This window comes from Pseudocolwellia sp. G5-9 (genome assembly GCF_055808995.1).
The window spans coordinates 1299271-1320288 of the sequence record NZ_CM147893.1 but is presented as its reverse complement, the minus strand read 5'-3'; the positions used below and the strand labels follow the sequence as shown (position 1 = coordinate 1320288).

14 protein-coding genes and 4 tRNA genes are annotated in these 21018 nt (G+C 33.9%); 15 read left to right on the top strand and 3 right to left on the bottom strand.

Annotation, left to right across the window (positions count from 1 at the left end; genetic code table 11):
- Nucleotides 1-17 precede the first annotated feature (17 nt).
- The 3 genes from AC0L5Q_RS05735 to AC0L5Q_RS05725 form a co-directional block, all read right to left on the bottom strand.
- Nucleotides 18-1271 (bottom strand): FecR family protein, encoded by a 1254-nt coding sequence (locus tag AC0L5Q_RS05735; protein WP_473615460.1) that lies wholly within the window; start codon nucleotides 1269-1271, stop codon nucleotides 18-20.
- Between the two features lie 11 nt (nucleotides 1272-1282).
- On the bottom strand, nucleotides 1283-2608 hold the full coding sequence (locus AC0L5Q_RS05730) for a surface lipoprotein assembly modifier (RefSeq protein ID WP_473615455.1): 1326 nt from the start codon (nucleotides 2606-2608) through the stop codon (nucleotides 1283-1285).
- A 484-nt stretch (nucleotides 2609-3092) separates the two neighbouring features.
- Nucleotides 3093-5474, bottom strand: a complete 2382-nt coding sequence (locus AC0L5Q_RS05725) for a carbohydrate binding family 9 domain-containing protein (RefSeq protein ID WP_473615452.1) — start codon at nucleotides 5472-5474, stop codon at nucleotides 3093-3095.
- 272 nt (nucleotides 5475-5746) lie between these two features.
- Here AC0L5Q_RS05725 and AC0L5Q_RS05720 point away from each other — a divergent pair, with 272 nt between their 5' ends.
- From AC0L5Q_RS05720 to AC0L5Q_RS05650, 15 genes are all read left to right on the top strand, one after another.
- On the top strand, nucleotides 5747-6472 hold the full coding sequence (locus tag AC0L5Q_RS05720) for a DUF599 domain-containing protein (RefSeq protein WP_473615448.1): 726 nt from the start codon (nucleotides 5747-5749) through the stop codon (nucleotides 6470-6472).
- Nucleotides 6465-6953 carry a DUF2919 family protein gene (locus AC0L5Q_RS05715; RefSeq protein WP_473615446.1) on the top strand — a complete coding sequence of 163 codons (489 nt, stop codon included), beginning with the start codon at nucleotides 6465-6467 and terminating at the stop codon, nucleotides 6951-6953. The genes AC0L5Q_RS05720 and AC0L5Q_RS05715 overlap by 8 nt, the downstream gene beginning before the upstream one ends.
- A gap of 25 nt (nucleotides 6954-6978) precedes the next feature.
- On the top strand, nucleotides 6979-7701 hold the full coding sequence (gene dnaQ / locus AC0L5Q_RS05710) for a DNA polymerase III subunit epsilon (RefSeq protein WP_473615442.1): 723 nt from the start codon (nucleotides 6979-6981) through the stop codon (nucleotides 7699-7701).
- Complete coding sequence (locus tag AC0L5Q_RS05705; RefSeq protein WP_473615439.1) at nucleotides 7702-9057, top strand: TIGR03503 family protein; 1356 nt, start codon at nucleotides 7702-7704, stop codon at nucleotides 9055-9057.
- Nucleotides 9058-9198: 141 nt separating this feature from the next.
- Nucleotides 9199-9275, top strand: a tRNA-Asp gene (locus AC0L5Q_RS05700).
- A gap of 50 nt (nucleotides 9276-9325) precedes the next feature.
- Nucleotides 9326-9402 (top strand) — tRNA-Asp (locus tag AC0L5Q_RS05695).
- Nucleotides 9403-9454: 52 nt separating this feature from the next.
- A tRNA-Asp gene (locus AC0L5Q_RS05690) sits at nucleotides 9455-9531 on the top strand.
- A gap of 48 nt (nucleotides 9532-9579) precedes the next feature.
- A tRNA-Asp gene (locus AC0L5Q_RS05685) sits at nucleotides 9580-9656 on the top strand.
- A gap of 234 nt (nucleotides 9657-9890) precedes the next feature.
- The gene (locus tag AC0L5Q_RS05680) at nucleotides 9891-10601 is read left to right on the top strand and encodes a DUF6445 family protein (protein ID WP_473615435.1); all 711 of its coding nucleotides are present in this window, start codon (nucleotides 9891-9893) and stop codon (nucleotides 10599-10601) included.
- Nucleotides 10602-11574: 973 nt separating this feature from the next.
- A complete protein-coding gene (locus AC0L5Q_RS05675) occupies nucleotides 11575-13395 on the top strand; it encodes an acyl-CoA dehydrogenase C-terminal domain-containing protein (RefSeq protein WP_473615432.1) in 1821 nt (606 codons plus the stop codon).
- Nucleotides 13396-13996: 601 nt separating this feature from the next.
- Nucleotides 13997-15607, top strand: coding sequence for an alpha-L-fucosidase (locus tag AC0L5Q_RS05670; RefSeq protein ID WP_473615429.1), 1611 nt, complete (start codon nucleotides 13997-13999; stop codon nucleotides 15605-15607).
- Between the two features lie 192 nt (nucleotides 15608-15799).
- Complete coding sequence (locus tag AC0L5Q_RS05665) at nucleotides 15800-17290, top strand: mannitol dehydrogenase family protein (RefSeq protein ID WP_473615426.1); 1491 nt, start codon at nucleotides 15800-15802, stop codon at nucleotides 17288-17290.
- Between the two features lie 131 nt (nucleotides 17291-17421).
- Complete coding sequence (locus AC0L5Q_RS05660) at nucleotides 17422-18318, top strand: sugar kinase (protein ID WP_473618260.1); 897 nt, start codon at nucleotides 17422-17424, stop codon at nucleotides 18316-18318.
- A gap of 47 nt (nucleotides 18319-18365) precedes the next feature.
- A complete protein-coding gene (galE, locus tag AC0L5Q_RS05655; RefSeq protein WP_473615423.1) occupies nucleotides 18366-19379 on the top strand; it encodes a UDP-glucose 4-epimerase GalE in 1014 nt (337 codons plus the stop codon).
- A gap of 163 nt (nucleotides 19380-19542) precedes the next feature.
- Nucleotides 19543-21018: an efflux transporter outer membrane subunit gene (locus tag AC0L5Q_RS05650; protein WP_473615420.1), complete on the top strand. Its 1476-nt coding sequence runs from the start codon at nucleotides 19543-19545 to the stop codon at nucleotides 21016-21018.

The window sequence follows — 21018 nt, the reverse complement described above, 5'->3', positions numbered from 1 at the left end:
CGTAAGCTAGCTCTCAGTTATTTAACTGTGAAAGAGCCTGTTGCATTTACGCTTGTATCTTCAATTTCTTGTAAATCAAAATTTCCGGTAATTTCGTCTAACCCATTAGAAAAGTCAGCTGATATATTGCCATCTGCGAGCTTATTAGCATGAGAAGCAAAGTTAACACCTAGATCTAACTGGTCAACATTGATTAATCCTGAATAGGTTGCAAACCATTCGCCTTGAGCGTCCGTAAAGCTAAGTGAACCGCCAGGGACTGTTCCATTGTCAAAATCAACAGCTAAATTAAGTGTTAAATCGCTAGTAGCGCCAACAGATGAGCTGATGTTACTTTCAGTTATTTGTTGGTAGTCAAAGGTTCCTGTTCTTTCTGAGATTAATTCTGCAATGGTTTGGGTATCTTCTATATCTTCTATTTTCTCTATAATGTCTTCTGTTATTTCTTGAGCATTATTTTCTGAAGCTATTTGGACATATTCCTCAGAACTAGTAGATTCGTTAGTTGTTGATGTTTCAGATGTATCAATTGTAGTCGTTTCAGTACTAACATCTGTAGATGCCGTGTTATCGTTTTCTTCTGCTGTAACGTCTTCTGAAGCTTCTTGCGAAGTGTTATAACCTAAAGATAATATTTCAGGCGCCTGTGTAAATGGGGTGATTTCACCTGCTTGATTAACTGAGGCAAAGGCAAAACCTTCAGTAACACCTAATGAAAGAGATTGATTATTATTTAGTGCAATGTCGATATTACCGCTATAAACACCAAAATAAACATCATCTCCTGATACTTCAACTGCAAAGTGAGTTCCGCGAATACCAATTGACCCAACAGGGGTTTTTACTTGGTAATCACCACCTGTTTTTTTTATCAGTCCACTGATTGAACGTAAGCCACCGCTGATCACTTCCAGTGTTGCTGAACCTTTTTGTGTTTCTTCGTTAAATACATAATTACTGACGTTAATTTCTGTATTTTCTTTGAGGGTAATTAAACCGCCATCAGACATACTAAATTGCGCTTTACTATTTTCACCTGTGGTGATGTGCTCAACAGACATTATTTTAGAACGACGCTTTAAAGATCGAACATTGTTTGTTTTTGGGTTTACAGCGTTAACAACACCTTTTGCTAAAAGTGTTTTTCCTGCAATTATTTCTTCAGGGGTTGCGTAACTTGTACCAATGTAGCCTAAACAGCTAAGTAGTATTAGTTTAGGTGATATTTTTATTAGTAAAGTTAAATCGCTTAATTGATTGTGTGTTCTCATATCATTTACCCCTAAAAGTTCATATTAGCAGTTAAGCTAATGTCTGAACGTTGATAAGAAAAGAGTGATAAATTACTGTCTTTATCTTGCGCATTAATATTTAAATTGTAAGACCATCTTTTAGACTGAGTGTATTGCAGGTTGATCGATGCGAGCCACATGTCATCATCGCGTTGTTCAAGAAAGAACGGATGTAAATCTTGATATTTTTTTTGTTGAAAGGCAACCATGCTGCTAGCGAGCCAAGCGTTGTTTATAAGCCATAAATTTGAATAACTTACGGTAGTTATTTTTTGGCTATTATAGTGGTAGATACTTTCATCGCTTTTTTCATCTGCATAACTTAAAGCGAAAGAATGTTTTAGGTTATTTGAAAAGTAATGAGCTGCTAAATTAGTAGAAATATTATCTGTATTTAATGATTCGCTGTTTTTGTTTTTTGTTTGACCAACATCTACACCTGCAGTAACTAACCATTTAGGATCTAGCTGCTTTTCGAAGTTAGTCGTTAACATGGTTTTTGTTCTGTATAAGTCGTCGTCTAACCATAAAGGCGTAAATTTTAAACCTACGGATAAACGACCAAAATCAAAAGTATGCTGATATTGAAAATTTAGGTCAGCAAACATTCGATTATATTGAGATTCATTTTGAAAATTATGTGTAGTGCCTTTTCCTGAAAAATTAATTTGAGATACCTGCGAGAATTTTTTACTCCCTGAAGCGCGGTAAGTTAATGCAGCGTAATTGTCGCTGTTCTTCTTGCTATCATTATTTAAAGGAAAAGTAGCTCCAGTTAGTGGGATAAATATATTATCTTCGGTTGTTCCTGCATTGATATTCGAATCGTGTCCTACATTTAATGACACACGTTGTGATAGATGAAACGATTGTTTATTTAATTTCGATTGAGATACATTTAATAAGCTATTCGCAGACTCTTTAAGCTTTACAGACGTTTTAGGGTTATTAATAAGTTGTTGGCTAGTATTAATTGCGCCTTGATAGTTTTCGATTTTATAGTTGGCTTTAGCGAGTAAAAATTGAGCATCCAACCAATCAGGTTTATTAGCTGTAACTCTTTCAAACGCAAATACTGCATGTTCAGCATTATGGTTTGCTAAAGCTGCAACACCATATAAAAAATCAAAGGAAGCTTCACCAAGGTATTCGTCTTCTAGTAATTGAGCTGTATTCCAAGCGTTTTGAAAATCCTTTTCATTTATCTCTTTTTTTAATTTATCTATAGTGGCAGCATTTTGCATTTCAGCAGAGATCGCTTGATGAGAAATACAAGAAAGAGATAACAATATAGGGAAAAGCGTATTTTTAATCATATTTATCCACAACTAATAAGAATATCTATTTAAATAATCAAACTAAGTAAGCAAAAGAAGCTTCTATAAAATTTTAATTTTTTGAATTAAATAAATTACATTTTTTTACAATTAGTCTATTTAAACGCCATCGTACCCTTTACAGGTAGCGATAATCAATAAAATTGTAAGGTAATTCTTGTTTGGTAAATGAGATGTTATCTATATGATTTTAATGTAAATTTAAGGTGCTTAAAAATTAACTTGTTGGTTGGTTTTTGTTAACGTTTTTATAACAACAACATGAATAATGGGACGTTAGGTTTTGTTGAACTTTGCTGATTGTTGCAAGAAGTTTACATAGAACAATTAGCCTACACACCTTGCGCTGAGAGCAATAAGTATTTAATTCGAACAAAACTTAAACAGGAAATTTCAACAGACCCTAGTGATTTCCTATAAAATAATAAACGAATTTAGTTATTAAGTTTAAGGATTGACCTTTTTATAGCGACCATGCATAACTTACTTTACTAAAAAATGTTTTTTCTCTTCGAAACATTTTAGTTAAATTATCATTTTGAATACTATTATCAGAATACCCTAAAAAGAAGACGGTTTGAGGATTTAACTTATATGAATATATAAGTTGTGTAGATAGGTCTTTATTAATGTTATCTGGTGCGATATATGGATTGTTGTTCGTGTTGTATTTAACATCAAAGTATTCAACATTAAGTTTTAAATAGCTTTGTACATCAAATTGATAAGATATGCGTAAATTTGTTAGGTTAGCTGTGTAGACATTATCATTAACTGTAGGGGCAATAGAGTCTGCGTCTAACTTACTATAAGTATGAGTTAATGCGACATATAGGTGGTCAGTCACATTGCTTGTTAACTCAGCATATAATTCTTGATAAGTACCTAAACGATTGTTGTTGTAATCAATTTTATCACCAAAGTCGAACCCTATACCGGTGAACAGCCTATTGTTTGGCTTAAATTCAGCGTATAACTTAATAACCTTTTCATCAAACCTTGTAGTATTTCCTGTTAAATTGAGTAATGAATCATCATGTCTGAGGCCTGTTTTTGTTGCTTGCGATATATTCACACTTAAAAATGATAACTTAGGTCCTAATAGCTCAATAGTTCCGTCAAAAGCGCGCTCAATAAATTCACCTTTTTCATTTTTTGTATTATGCCATGAACTATATAAGTAGATTTCTGACCAAAAGTCGTCATTATCGCCATAAATTAAATGCATAACTTCTACGTTGTCTTGTTGGTAATCTGCTTTGGTCATAAAACCTAAATCTGCTCTGAATAAGTTATCAATATTTTCATGGTTGAGACTTACTTTCCAATATTCGGTTCTATATTCATAATCTATTTTGTAGGCTTGATCACTAAAATCATCTTGTAAATTGGTTCTGTTGACTTGTTCGTTAAAAGCACAATTTCCAAATTTGCAATCGTTACTTACTTTGGGTTGACAAGCATCTTCAGAATCATCGAAACAAAAGCTTTTAGAAAGCTCATTAGGGTATTCGGTATTTGAATATAAAAACTGGGCATTAATCGTATGCGAATCATTTATTCTATATTTTGCGTCTATACCAGTTAATGAATTATGGTAATCATCAGCGGTTCTTAATGTTGAAACAAAGCCTAAGGTTAATTGTTCACTGTAATTATATCGGTAGTTAAAAGCTGCTGAATGACTTTCTCTATTAAGTGTTGCAATGTCATCACTAACATTACCAGGAACAATAAAGGTGGTTTGTTGATCGTTTGTTACAAATAAACCGTAACTGTATTTATCCGTTCTACTTGTTAACTTAGCTCCATAATCGGGATCAGCAATATTACGTGTATAAACAAGATTAAAATTACTACTAAAATAATCAGCGTTTTCTAAAAAAAAACTACGTTTTTCATCAAAAAATAACGATGAAGCGTTATTAATATTTAATTGACCAGCATCAGATTCTACTGTTGAAAAATCAGGATTAATTGTCGCATTAAGTAGTGTATTTGGGTTAGGGCCCCAGCGAATATCCATACCTGCATCTATATCGTTTAATTTTGACCATTTCTGATCTGATATGTTTCTTTTCTGGTTCTGTGATGCCACGATAGAAGGCGTTATCGTGAGGTTTTCTTTTATATTAGAGTGTTTAAAACCTTTAATTTCTGGCATTTGACATAACCAACAATTGTTATCTTTATCAAGTGGTATATGTGAAATTCGAAGGCGTTCATCTCGCGGGTAAAATCTGATTAATTCAATTGCCCAAACTCTATCTGCGCTGTTTTCGTCAAAATTTAAAATATTGTAAGGTATGGCTATTTCGACTTGATAACCCGTAGGTGTTTTCTTTCCAAAAGATTGCCAATTACCATCCCATAAACGATTACTTTTCCCTGTTACTTCATTGGTTATAGAGTCGTTTTGTACACCGAAGGGATTTACAAAAAAATTATAGTTTAATTGTCGGCTATTAAAAGTATCTAATTTTATACCGACAAGGTCATCGTCCCAAGTTGTATCTCGGTCTGCTAAAAAGCCATGAATTGCTGTTGGATTTGGATCCGATGCTACAAACGAAATATAAATGTATTTTCCGTTTTCAATGATTTTAGCTTGTGTTTTAACTGGGCTAGGTAGGTTATCCCAAGGACTATTCACAAGATCTAATGAAATATTAAGAGCATCTTTCCATACAAGATCGTCGAGAACACCATCAATAACGATGGAATCATGAGTGTTTGGAATAATTAACTCGTTATTGTCTTTAAGCGTTTGAGCTGATGAAAACAGTGAAATTAGTAAGAATAAGCCAGCTGAAAAATATAAACAGCTATTCCTTAGCTTTCGCATTAGTGCTCCGAGTTTAATTATTATTATAGTTTGTTTGATGTGTTTATTATGTTTATATAAATTGAACTGATTAATTCAATATTCAATTTATATTCTTTAAATTGTTACAAAAATAATATCTTAGCACAACTTATACTTTGTTTTATTATCAATTATTTATTCGTGTTTTTTATGTCGATAGCATAAAACATTATTTAATTTTTCATTATTTAGGGTCGAATCTTTAATTGCTCTACTGCATAATGAAGGAAAAACTTTATGCGTTTAATTAAATGTCTATATATCTATTAGATTATACTGCTTTATTTTGTTTGGTGATTTTTTGGGTGGGGTACTCTTTTTTCGCGAGAAAAAAAGCAAAAACAACAAATTGCATTGCAAGATGTTTGAATCAACATCGTATTCATTGGATGTATGAGGCTATAAAGAAAGACATTAGAGTTGGGGAAGCCTCCTTAATTTCAAACCTTGAGCGTAATATTGCTTTTTTTGCTTCTACCACGTTACTGGTTATTGCTGGTATTCTTACTTTGTTTGCAAAAACAGAACAAGTTCAAGAAGTATTGTATTCTATCCCTTATGCTGCAACATCCAGTGCCCATATGTTTCAATTTAAATTAGGTATATTGGCTTTTATTTTTGTTATGTCGTTTTTTAAATTTACTTGGTCAATGCGGCAGTATGGTTTTTTAAATGTAATGATAGGAGCTGCACCTATCGATGAAAGTGGTTTGAATGAAAACCTTAGAGCTTATGCTAGGCAAATGGCTGTAGTGCATGATCAAGCCGCTCATTCCTATAATTATGGTTTACGTGCTTATTATTTTTCTATTGCTGTTATGTGCTGGTTTTATCACCCATTATTATCTATTTTTGCCACCATTTTTGTTGTGTATACCTTATATAATCGAGAGTTTAACTCTAAAGCCGTTAAGGCTATTACTTTAGCTCAGCATCTTTTAGAAAAAGAGAGAGCTGAAAGGTTCCCCGATGCATAAACATGAATATGCAAAGTATTCTCTTAAAGATTTTAATCAGTTTGATTGTTTAAAATTATCTAAGAGTATTTATGCAATATTAGCTTTTGTAACTCGTGGTTATATAGTGTGGATACTTTCTATTTCGAATATGAAAAATCAAACAGGTACCATTAAAATGGTTTTTCCTGATCCTAAAATGTTTTATTTAAGTTTAGTGTCGGGAGCTGTAGGACTGTTTGTGATTCTAATCATCAGTTTAAGAAGACCTGATGCCCATCCATGGGTTAAAGTTTGTTGGCAGCATATTAGAAAGTTTTTATTATTTGCACTGATAGCTGATTTAAGTGTGAGCCTTATTGGCTATTTTTACTTATCACTTATATCTTTATCCTGGTTGTTAATTCAGTTATCAATTACTTTATTATTGATTGGGTTTTTGTATAGCAGCCATAAAATAAGATTAAACATTCAAGAATTTCCGGAAGAGCTCGCAAAATAAAGTGTTCAACTAAAAGGTCCTACACGTGAACAACATTGAAAAACAAGATGAACGATTAATCATTCTCGATACCGAAACAACAGGTATAAATCCTAGGGAAGGTCACAGAATTGTCGAAATAGGCTGTGTGGAAATGGTTAATCGTCAATTAACCGGGCGAAATTATCATGTTTATATCAATCCATTAATTCAAATGGAACAAGAGGTTATTGATATCCATGGTTTAACGAATGATTTTTTAAGTGATAAACCGGTATTTTCACAAGTAGCCGATGATTTTATTAAATTTATTGATGGTGCTGAATTAGTTATTCATAACGCGAAGTTTGATGTTGGCTTTATGGATCATGAGTTTTCTATGCTCACTAAAAAAGTCCCTATGACATATGATATGTGTACTGTTATAGATACATTAAAAGTGTCTAAAGATGAGTTTGGTTCACCCAAAACTCTAGATTATTTAGCTAAGTTTTATAAAGTAGATAAGCTTGTTGATCGAACCTATCACGGTGCATTAATTGATGCTCAGTTGCTTGCTTTTGTTTATGTAGAGATGACTCGAAAGCAAGCTGCCTTTAATTTGCTTGCTGGAGATAATGAAAGCGGGGACTCAAATGAGATTAGAAGACTTGACGCTAATCGACCAAAATTAAAGATTATTGATGCCACGGCCGATGAAGTGATTGCACATCAAGAACGCTTAGCTGTTATCGAAGAAAAAGGGAGTTCACCACTATGGGGAAAATAAATGGGAAGCATAAAAATGAGGGAAAATAATAAACCATTACATATTTTGTATTGTATAAGCACATTATTGTTTTTTTTACCCCTATTTGTTTTTGCCGATGATGACGTGCCACAGGTTAATTATTACGATTCAGACAATGTAACGAATCAAATTCCTTATTTTGATAACCGTTTTCGAATTGACGCTAATATAGATGAATTAAAACTTATTTTTTATCGTAAAAGAGGCTCTCAACCTATTATTCTTGTTAGGCCTGACGGTAGTAAGCTCAAAATAAACAGTTTACCTGAAGATGGTAGCGTTGAATGGTTTGATGATCGCACTTACGACTTAGTTAAAATTAAAAAGCCAATGGCTGGACCTTGGCAAGCAATAGGTCAAATATTACCTGATAGTCAAATTCTTGTAGTTACAGATGTTGTTATTGAAGCAGAGCCGTTACCTGAAATATTACTCGCTGGTGAAACATTAAAAGTAACAGGGCGTTTAATGAATGGCGATAAAGGTTTAAGTGATCCACTATTTAGAGCTGTTATTAATTTAGATATTGATTTATTCAGCTCTAATAATCGGCAATATGATAATTTTGGTGCTCAACCTATCAAGCTGGGATCTTTTTTAGATGATGGGTATGACTTTGATGAAAAAGCAGGTGATGGCGTTTACACAGGGGAGTTTGTTTTAGACTTTGCTCCTGGAGAGTGGCTGCCTATTTATCATGTGAAAATGCCGTTAATGAAGAGGGAGTTAAGGCAAAAGCCTATTATTGTTCAAAAAGCACCAGTTAAAACCTCTGTTGAAGTAAGTGATGAAGAAGGTGTTAATCACGTAGTTACCTTTGATATTGACCCAACGTATGTCGATCCAAATAGTATTATATTACAAGGTAAGGTTGTTTATCCTGATAAGCAAGAAATCCCATTTTCTCTACTTGAAAAAGAAAGCAATTCTAGAATAAAAACATTGGAATATACAGAGGCTGGTATTCACCGTATTACTGTTGATGTTTTTGGAAAAACAATCAATGGACGTGAATTTTTCTTAACTTTGCCAGAATTTACTTTTAATGCTGAAAACAAAAATGGGCTATTAATTCCTTCTCTTGATGATGAAGGTAATGAGATTATGGTTCCAAGAAAAACAGCGGCAGAGATCCTTGCTGAAAAAGAAGCTCTAGAGGCTGAAGCTCGAGCAATTGAAGCTGCAAGAATTCAAGCGGAAGAAGAAGAACAGCAAAAACAAATGTATATAATGATAGGCGTTGTTAATGGCGTAATTATTGTTGTAGGTATTTGTATATTTGTATTTTTAACTTTACGTAAGAAAAAAGCGATTAAAGCACAAGGAACTGCTTAAAATTTGATGAGTTTTCCAACGTTTTGCTCATCAATTATCCATACAGTTAATTATATTAAAAAAGGGGTTGACTGAAACTCATCATAACCGTATTATCTCCGCCGCATTCAACGAGATGTTGTATGCAGTGATTGATGTAGCGGAGTGGTAGTTCAGTTGGTTAGAATACCGGCCTGTCACGCCGGGGGTCGCGGGTTCGAGTCCCGTCCACTCCGCCAATTAATCTAAGGTTAAGGATCCTGAAAAAAATTCTAAAAAACGATATAGCGGAGTGGTAGTTCAGTTGGTTAGAATACCGGCCTGTCACGCCGGGGGTCGCGGGTTCGAGTCCCGTCCACTCCGCCAATTGTTTTATATAAAATAGGTGAGACCTATAAATCTCAAATAAAATCTCTGCGGAGTGGTAGTTCAGTTGGTTAGAATACCGGCCTGTCACGCCGGGGGTCGCGGGTTCGAGTCCCGTCCACTCCGCCAATTTTATTTGTTTTTTTCTTTCTTATTTTATAGCTATTTAAAAATAGCGGAGTGGTAGTTCAGTTGGTTAGAATACCGGCCTGTCACGCCGGGGGTCGCGGGTTCGAGTCCCGTCCACTCCGCCAATTTTTAAAATAGTATAACTTTGTATTAATCTTATTCTTTTCCCCATAGTTACTTTAATAAATATTTATTCATTATTCCCTAGATAATCGTTACGCATATCAACTTGAATAATTATTTCTCCTGATTCAAATCACTACCTCGGTTCTATAAAATAGTTTAATTTAATAATGAAACTGGTAATACATATATTTTATTATTAAAATGCTAATTTTATATATAGCATCAGAAATAATATGAATGAAATTAATTTAAAAGCTAAACCAAGCCATTTCTTTATTGGTGATGAAAACACACCTATATTTATTCTTGATGATATATTACTTGATACTTCTGCAGCTATTATCGAAGCCCAATCAGCTAATTATATACAACAAAAAAATGTTGATGGTACATATTACCCCGGAGTCAGAGCTGATGTTGGTGGCGATTATGGCATGACAATTTTAAAAGCAATTCAGTCTATTTTCTATAGCTTTTATCAGGTGCCTAAAAATTTAACATTGATCCCGAAAAGTGGTCAATATTCTTTATTAACACAGTCAGAAAGAGAATTAGATTTACTGCAATGCCTTCCTCATTACGATAATAAAAATCAATATAGTTTTGCTGTATTACATTATTTAAATCCTGGTGAATTTGGGGGGACTGGCTTTTATCGCCATCGCCCTACAGGTTATGAAAATATTACCCAAAGAAGAAAAAGTAGTTATATAAGTGCCGCACAAAAATATATAGATAACAATGGTCTTCCTACGCAAAAATACTTTACTCATTCTGATGAACATTATGAGTTATTAAAAAAGGTAGATTATAAAGCTAATCGCTTATTGATATATCCTGCGAGTGTTTTACATTCAATTTTTATTGAAAACCCAGAGCATGATGTTAACGATGATCCCGCTACAGGGCGGTTAACTGCTAATTTTTTTATAGACTTTAAATGATATACCCGTTACCAATCAATCACTTATGCGATATGGCTAAAATAATTTATGAGGCTTATTAACTTTAGTCAGATTTCTCATGGATGTAGGCCTTAGATTTTGTTTGGAACATAAAATCTGTGCCTAAATTGTTTTTAGTTCCCACTGAAACCTACATCTTGAATAGTAACGGCTATAAATAAGTAGCAAAGGGATTATTTGTACATTAAGCTTTTTAATAGCTGTTTTATTGTGACTTGATTTATGTTCCACGAAGGTCAATCACCTAGTGTTAGTGAATAATATGAAGTTTATTAATATAGCCTGAGCTCGGCTTAACAAATGTTTCTCTAGGCGTTACTTTTCCTAACGTCTGCGTTAAATTCACTTGCAATAGAGGAGTATTGACGCGAAATTTGCCTTGAATTAAGAAAAAATATCTATCTAGAGATCCTATGAAATTATTTTTTTATATTTTAAATTGTTAAATATCTCTTAACCGAGTTCAGGTTAATATAGCCAATTTGTCATTTATATTCATTAAATAAACCTCTAGATAATGCTAGCTTGAACTTTTCTACATTATTGTTTTTTAACAAGAATAACTATATATCAAAAACGAAGTCTTGCATAAATAGAAAACTATCTGTTGTAAAAACACGCTTTAGTTATTGAAATAAATCCCCTGTATTTGACCATTTATTCTTCATATCAAAGAGGTTAATTCATTAATGGGTTTGATATCAGTTCAAAAAATATTGTAGGCCTTTTTATGCTAAGTGTGAGGCATAATTGCCGAACAATTTAATTCTATAGAACCCACCGTATAAATAAACAATCTAATATATTGTTTTTAATCGTTAATTTTTATTACCTTTTTCTAACTTGTTCTTTTTTATTATTAATTTTTAGAGGTACGACCAGTTGACTTATCATAAAACTTAATGTTTAATTGAAATCAAAAGATCCCCTTAAATTTTTAGGAGTACGCCTGATGCTAACTTACAAAGCGCCCATAAAGGATATAAAGTTTTTAATTGAAGATGTTTTCGATTATTACGGACATTATGAAAAAATACCTGAGTTTGCTGAAGCTACTCCCGACTTAGTCGATGCTATAATGGAAGAATGCGCCAAGTTTTGTGAGGGGGAGCTTTTACCATTAAATCAAAGTGGTGACAAAGAAGGTTGTACTTTTGATCAAGGTAAAGTTATTACTCCTAAAGGGTTTAAAGAAGCTTATCAGCAGTATGTTGACGGTGGTTGGCAGTCACTTTCTCATCCAGAAGGTTATGGCGGTCAAGGGCTTCCTTCATCGTTAGGCATGGTTAAGTCTGAAATGATGGGAACAGCAAACTGGTCGTTTGCCATGTATCCTGGTTTAAGCCATGGTGCGATGAATACTATTCACGAACACGGGACTGACGAACAAAAAGAAATTTATTTAACAAAGTTAACTGAAGGTACTTGGACAGGTACTATGTGTTTAACTGAACCTCAATGTGGTACTGACTTGGGGCAAGTAAAAACAAAAGCTGTTCCTAATGATGATGGTTCATTTGATATCAGTGGAACTAAAATATTTATCTCTGCAGGTGAGCACGACTTAACCGATAACATCATTCATATTGTACTGGCTCGCTTACCTAATGCACCTGAAGGTACTCGTGGTATTTCTTTATTTATAGTCCCTAAAATGCAAGTTGATTCTACGGGGAATATTGGTGAATTTAACAATGTAACTTGTGGTTCTATTGAAGATAAAATGGGGATCAAAGCTTCGTCTACAGCTGTACTGAATTTTGATAATGCTAAAGGCTTCCTCATTGGGCCAGAAAATAAGGGGTTAGAATGTATGTTCACCTTTATGAATACAGCCCGAGTAGGTACAGCATTGCAAGGTGTTTGTGCAGCAGAGTTGGCTTTTCAAAACTCCCTTATTTATGCTAAAGAACGACTTTCAATGCGTTCTTTAACGGGTAAAAAAGCGCCTGAAAAAGTAGCGGATCCTATTATTGTTCATCCAGATGTTCGTAAAATGTTAATGACACAAAAAGCGATTTCTGAGGGCGGCCGTGCCATGATTTATTTTGCAGCGAAACTCGTTGATAAAATTGAAATGGCTAAAACAGATGAAGAGAAAAAAATTGCAGATACCAAATTAGGTTTTATTACTCCTATTTTAAAAGCTTTTTTAACTGAACTCGGTTTAGAAAGTGCTAATCATGGTTTACAAATATTTGGTGGTCATGGTTATATTAAAGAATGGGGGATGGAGCAAATAGTAAGAGACACACGTATTGCCACTCTTTATGAAGGTACCACAGGTATACAAGCGTTAGACTTACTAGGGCGTAAAATTTTATTAACTCGAGGTAGTTCTTTAAAAGAGTTTACCTTTGATATTTTATCTTTCTGTAAAGAAAAAAGTATGATTTCGAGTAACCCTCATAAACGTCAAATGAATAAATTTATTTGGCCATTGAGTAAAGCCGTAGCAAACTGGCAACAGCATACCTTTAGATTAGCAATGAAAGCTAAAAAGAATAGAGACTTTGTTGGTTCAGCTTCTGTCGATTACCTTATGTATTCAGGCTATATTGTTATGGCTTATATGTGGGCGAAAATGGCTCAATCTGCCTATGAGAAGTTAGCTGGTGATGTAGAAAATAGAGATTTCTATCGCGCTAAAATTAAAACTGCTGAATTCTATTTTGAAAAAATGTTACCTAGAACTAAGTCGTTAGCGGTAACTATGATGGCAGATCCAAAAACATTAATGCAGCTCGATGAAGAGTTATTATCATTTCTGTAATTATTCAAACTAACTGGCGTATGTTGAACTTTCATGTTTGAATTAAATGCTTATTAACTTTAGTCAGGTTCATACCTGGATGTAGACCTTAGATTTTGTTTGGAACGTAAAATCTGTGCTTAAATTGTTTTTAGTTCCTACTGAAACCTGCATTTTGAATGGTAACGGGTATAAATACCTTGCAACAATGAACAATAAGTATTTAAGCGGATCTGTAAGAGAGCTTTTATTCGCTATTTCTACTACCTTATCGCCTAGTAGATTAGATTAACGACGAAACATATACTTTGCCTTGTATAAAAGGTTAATAAATTACTTAAAAAACAATCAGTAAAGAGCAACAGACCTTAACTTAACTTAAAGCCATTAATTTTATTAGTGGCTTTTTTATTTACATAGAATTAACCCCTCTGAAAAATAGAATACTTTTCTTGAGTAACTTTGCTTATCCCGAGTTGAGGTTATTTATTAACTAAGACAATAGGTTAGTTATATTTTTGTTAGTTTAGAACAGCTTACCTATTTAACATACCTGTATAAAGCTAGATCCCTCTGTAAAAATATTGTATTGTATGTAAAAAATAAAATTGATATATAAAATATGTTTAACATTTCAAATAATCGTATATTTACACTTTCTGTTATTACTTTAGCGTTAGGTATATCTGCCTGTACATCTCAAACAGTAGATGAAAAAAATGAGGGTAAGGTTGTGAATGAAACCGAACCTTACTACCAAGAAACATGGGAGTCATTAGGTAGGCATGACGAAAAACCTGATTGGTTTCAAGATGCAAAATTAGGTATTTATGCGCATTGGGGACCTGTTTCAACCGCGAATATAAATATGAAAAGAGGTGTCGGTTGGTATGGTCTGAATTTATACATGGATGAAGTGTACGACTGGCATACAGGTGAAAAGCGTTTAAAAAATGGCAAGCCTATTGTCGGTGATGTATATCAACATCACTACAAAGCGCATGGTGATCCATCGGTTGTTGGTTATAAAGATATTATCCCTAATTTTAAGCCCACTGCTTTTGATCCTGAAGAGTGGGCTGACTTATTTGCTCAATCAGGTGCTAAGTTTGCTGGGCCAGTTGCTATGCATCATGATAATTTTGCAATGTGGGACAGTGATGTAACACGTTGGAATGTGAAAAAATTTACGGGTGTTGATGTTACGGGCGAGCTTAAAAAGTCGATTGAAAAACGTGATATGAAGTTTTTAACTTCGTTCCATCACGCTTTTACTTGGGTTTACTACGCTAATGCATACAAGTTTGATGCAACGGAAGAAACCTCAGATTTATACACTGATCGTCATAGTGTTACTGACTTTAAACCTACTAAACGTTTTCATGATGAATGGTACGCAAAGCTAAAAGAAGTGGTTGATAAATATGAGCCAGAAGTTGTTTGGTTTGATTGGTGGGTAGAAGAGTTAGATGAAGAATATCGTAAAAAGTTCTTAGCTTATTATTTTAATAAAGGTAAAGAATGGGGTAAAGAAGTTGTTGTCAGTTATAAAAACACATCATTTCCAGCAAATACTGGTGTGCATGATTATGAACGTGGCAGACCTAATAAAATTAAAGATGATTTCTGGATGACAGATACATCGCCAGGTGCTTGGTTCTATCGACATAATGCTAAATTTGTTTCTCCAAACGAAATTATTGATATTTTAATTGATATTGTTTCTAAAAATGGCTTGATGTTACTTAATGTTCCGCCAAATCCTGATGGTTCAATTCCTCAAGAGATGAAAAACATGCTTCTTAAAATGGGGGCTTGGCTAAAAGTGAATGGGGAAGGTATTTATGGTACGCGTCCTTGGAAATCTTTTGGTGAAGGTCCTACAAGAATTCGCGGTGGAGGGCATAAAGTAGAAAAACAGAAAATTGTCTACCAGCAGCAAGATATTCGTTTTACAAAAAAAGGCGATAAAACGCTTTATATGTACGTAATGGATACTCCAACTCAAGATATTCATGTTAAAACTTTAGGTAGCGACTTAACGTTATTAGAAGGGAAAATAGCGAATATAAAAATGTTAGGTAGTAACGAAACTGTACAATGGGAGATAACTCCTCAGGCATTAATTATTAAGTTACCTAATCATATTCCTACTGAGTTTGCCACAGGCTTTAAAATCGATTTACAGCTTGAAAATGAAATAGGTATCGGTGGCGAAGACGATCCTACATAACCTTTAGGTGAACTTGGCAGCAGCAGGTTATTTATAGCACTACTTGATACTTTATTATTTTGTGTCAGTAGTGCTTTTTTATTTTCAAGTCGTGTATTTATATTTAAGAATAAACATTAGTGGTATATGTGATTTACCTATAAATGTGTTATATTGTATTTGAATTTATTGGTTTTGTTGAAAGGAAAAAGAATGAAATTGTTGTGCGATAAAACATTACATGAACTGGAAAGTAGGGGCGTTGATGTACCTAAATATAGAAATGAGCACCATAAACCTGAAATAGGTATCGTACACATAGGTCCAGGAGCATTTTTTAGAGGGCATCAAGCTTGGTATACTCATCAGGCACTACAATCACAAGGTGGTGATTGGGCTATAAGTGCAGTATCTATGCGCTCTAGTGGCGTAAGTGATGCTTTAACACCACAAAATGGTTTATATAGTTTAGCGCAATTAGACAGCGAAAATTCATACCAAGTGATTGGTTCTATTACTGAAGTATTGATTGCAACTCAACAATACCAAGCGGTTATTGAGCGTTTATCAGCTACAAACACTAAGTTTGTTACCTTAACTATTACTGAAAAAGGTTACTGCCTAAATAACGAAGGTCAGTTAGATCTAACTCACAGCGAAATTATTCAAGATTTAGCTACAGCAAATGGCTCAAATAGCGTGCAAGCTATAACCGCTGTTGGCATGTTAGTTAATGCGTTAGCTATTAGAAAAGCACAGGGGATAGCTCCATTTTGTATTGTTAGTTGTGACAATATTACTGATAACGGTAAAAAATTACGTGCTGCAGTTATTCAGTTTGCGCAAGCATTTGATAACGATTTAGCTGATTGGCTATCAAAACACCTTATTTGTCCTTGTACTATGGTAGACAGTATTACTCCTGCTACTGATGAAAGTTTACGTAAATTAATTGAACAAGAGTTTTCAATCAAAGACAATTGGCCTATTAAACGAGAATCTTTTTTACAATGGATTATTGAAGACTGCTTACCTGAAGATAGACCTGCATGGGAAGCCGCAGGCGCAGTGTTAACTTCAGATGTTGAAGGCTTTGAAAATGCCAAATTACGTTTACTTAATTGCCCGCATTCAACTTTAGCTTACATTGGTGTACTTCTTGGTTGCGAAACAGTTTTTGATGCAATGCAAAACCCTGAACTAGTAACTTTTATTGAAAAAATGATAGATGAAGAAATTATTCCATCGTTTATTTCACCTAAAGAACTTGATGCTAAAGCTTATAGCAATGAAATTTTTGAACGTTTTAGAAATCCAGCCATAAGGCACTTACTAGCTCAAATTGCTTGGGATGGTTCACAAAAACTTCCAATGAGAATACTTCCTATCATTGAACAAAACCTTCATGATAAGCGAAGTATAGAGTCGTTAAGTGGAGCTATTGTTGCTTGGTTTTTATTTTTGCGAAAACGTTGTATCGAAAAAGAAGAGTTAGTGGATCCTTTAGCCGATAACTTACTGAAAAAAGTTTCGCTATGTAATGATGATATTGAACACGATATTCAAATATTATGTTCAATCGAACAAGTATTTAAAGTTGAGTTAGCTAATAATCAACAATTTATTCAAAGTTTACAAAATAGTTATCAAAAAATGTTACCACTTCTTTATGCTGAGGCTTCCTCTAAAATAGATTTTGTTTGAGCTAATAAGATTTAAATCTAAGATAATACTATATGATGGTAGCGCTATACCTAAAATAATAGATATAATTGAAGGTTAGTAATAACTAGCCTTTTTTATTGTATTTTATATGGAGAATGACCGTGTCGTCTATGTTAATCATTGGTGAGTGTATGCTCGAATTACGAACCGATAATAATAACTGTTTAGTAAAGTCTTTTGCTGGCGATACCTATAATACAGCTGTATACGCTAAACGTTATTTTCCTGAAGCTACTATTCAATATTTATCGTCAGTAGGTAAAGATGGTTTTAGCGAAGAAATGCTCAATGTATGGAAATCGGAAGGTATAGATTCTGATTTTGTAAAAACATCGCAAGATAAACCTATTGGTATTTATTCAATAACTACAGATGATGAAGGTGAACGAAGCTTTTCTTATTGGCGTGACGGCTCTGCTGCAACACAGTTAATGCAATTAGTGGATGTTAAACAATTATCAGAAAGTGCTTTTGATTTTGTTTACCTTAGTGGCATAACATTAGCTATTTTTAGTGACGAAGATAAGCAAAAATTAATGTCGTTAATCGATTTGTTAAAAAGTAAAGGGGCAAAAATTGTTTTTGATCCTAATTACCGTCCTAGAATGTGGAACAGTAAAGAACACGCAATCCATTGGTTAGAAGAAATATACAGCCGAAGTGATCTTGTATTACCTGGTTTAGAAGATCATAGCGATTTATTAAATCAAAATGATCGAGAGTCTGTTATTTCTTACATGAAAAAATTCAATGTAAATGAACAGGTTATAAAATGTGGGAAAGACGGTGTTTATGCATACGATGAAGAAAATAAAGAGTATCATCTACCTTTTACTCCTGCAGCAAAACAGATTGATTCAACAGCTGCTGGTGATTCGTTTGCTGGAACCTATTTAGCGGCTCGTCTAAAAGGTGAAGGTATACAAGAAGCACTAGTAAGCGCAGCTCGCGTCGCTTCTATTGTTGTTCAACACCACGGTGCAATTGTTGATAAAAAACATTTTTAAATAAGTGTTTATGGACTAAATATTAAAAATATACTGGAGATTTTTTCATGAAAATATTAGTAACAGGTGGAGCTGGTTATATTGGCTCTCACACATGTATTGAATTACTAGCAGCGAACCACGAAGTTGTTATTGTTGATAATTTAAGTAACAGCAGTGAAGAATCACTACGTCGTGTTGAAAAGATAGCAGGTAAAAAAGTTACTTTTATTAATGCTGATATACGTGATGAAGCAGCATTAGATGCTGCTTTTTCTCAACACACTATTGATGCTGTTATTCATTTCGCTGGTTTAAAAGCTGTAGGTGAGTCAACACAAGTTCCTCTTAAGTATTATGATAATAATGTAAACGGTTCTCGTGTATTAATGCAGGTAATGGAAAAACATAACGTAAATACGTTAGTGTTTAGTTCTTCTGCTACCGTATATGGTGATCCTGCTACGGTTCCAATTACTGAAGACTTCCCATTAAGTACAACAAACCCTTATGGTCAAACTAAATTAGTTGTTGAACAAATGTGTCGTGAAACGGTTAATGCTAACAGCAACTTATCGGTTGTGTTATTACGTTACTTTAATCCTGTTGGCGCTCATATTTCAGGTACTATTGGTGAAGATCCAAAAGGTATTCCAAACAATCTAATGCCATTTATTACTCAAGTTGCTGTAGGTAAACGTGAGTTTTTATCTGTTTTTGGTAATGATTACGACACGGTTGATGGTACAGGTGTACGTGACTACATTCATGTAGTTGATTTAGCTAAAGGTCATGTACGAGCTATTGAAACATTACATGGTAATGCGGGTTGCCATACTTTTAACTTAGGCACAGGCCAAGGTTATTCGGTATTAGAAATGGTAAAAGCCTTTTCTAAAGCTTGTGGTAAAGATGTTCCTTACCAAATTGTTGAGCGTCGTCCCGGTGATATTGGGCAATGTTATGCAAACCCTGCTCATGCTGCCTCAGTACTAAACTGGAAAGCCGAAAAGTCTTTAGAAGATATGGTTAATGACTCATGGCGCTGGCAATCAAATAATCCGAACGGTTATAACGCGTAATCGATATTCTATACAAAGCCAATGACTGAAGGTTGTTGGCTTTTTTCTTTTTCAAGTATTACCTGAAAATAAAATATGTAAGCGAATGTTAAAACGCTTGTTTTAATTAAGTTATTTACTTTATATTACAAGTTCCTAATATTTAACTTTTTCAGGCATTATTTTGACTAAAGCTGATTCTAATAAGTATAAAAAGAAAAGTTATTCATCCTTCACTAGAATAATCTTTCCCATAATAGTTTTAACTCAATCATGTTCGAATATTTCTGCTATTACGGATGAGAGCAAAAATATTGTTGTTCCTGAGCAATGGCAAACAGAAGCCTCAACTAATATCATTTCATCTGAAAGTCATGACACTTTTGATCCATGGGTAAAAGATTTTAAAGATGAACCTCTTATTGCAGCAATAAAAGTTGCATTAGCTAATAATCATGATCTTCAATCGCAAGCGATTAATGTGAGTTTGGCAAAGGAACGTTTGGCTGTATCTAATGCGAGTGATTTTCCTGAACTATCACTCTCAACAAATAATACAAGAAGCAAAACATTAAGCGAAAATACTGAAACCTATCAAACCTCCGCAAATATAAAACTTAATTTAAGTTATGAAGTGGATATTTGGGGGCAGTTATCAGATAAACAACAACAGCAGCAACTTGCTTATGCATCTGCAAATTCTTTATATCAACACCAAAAATTGACTTTAGTCACTAATGTCATAAAAGGTTGGTATAACTTAATAGAAGCGCAAAAGTTATTAAATTTATATCAAGAAAGAGCAGATAATCTTGTTAAAAATTTAAATATGATTGAGTCATCATATAAATTAGGTTTGAATAATGCTTTAGATGTTTATCTAACGAAAAATAACGTGAATAGCGAGTTAGCACGTGTAGCTCAACAAAAACAAACCGTAAAAGAATCAGCACGATCTTTAGAATTACTGTTAGGTGATTATCCAAAAGGGACTATTCACGCTGACAGTGTTTTTCCTAAAATCAATACTGAACTTCATATTGAAAAGCCCGCCTTATTATTAACACGAAGAAATGACATTGCCTCAAGTTGGTTTGGGCTTTTATCTTTAGATGCGGCTCTTGCTGTTGCTCATAAACAAAGATTTCCAAGGCTTGCGTTGACTGGAACTTATGGGGATTCAGGCAGAGAGTTAACGGATTTATTTAGTGGCAATCCTTTAACGTGGTCGTTAATTGGTAATTTAACTGCACCGATATTTAACGGCGGAACTTTAGCCTCTTTAGAAGAGCAAGCAAGGCTAGAAGTTGTTAAAAAAGAACAAGAGTATCTTGCTCAAGTCTCTAGTGCATTTGCACAAGTTGAAAATTTAATGAGTAAACGAAAATCTTTGATTGAACGTTTACTTTATTCAAAAGAGGCGCAAGTGAATGCGATTGAAGCACAAACATTATCTTTTAACCAATATATGAGAGGCTTAGTTACATATACAACTGTATTAGAATCTGAAAGACGCGCCTTTGATGCCCAAACAACACTTATTCAACTTACTAATCAATTATTACAAAATAGAGCTGATAGTTATTTAGCTTTGGGTGGCGGGTTAAAATCAAATTTATTAGATGATGAAAGTCATCCTTCAAATATTCAGGAACAATAA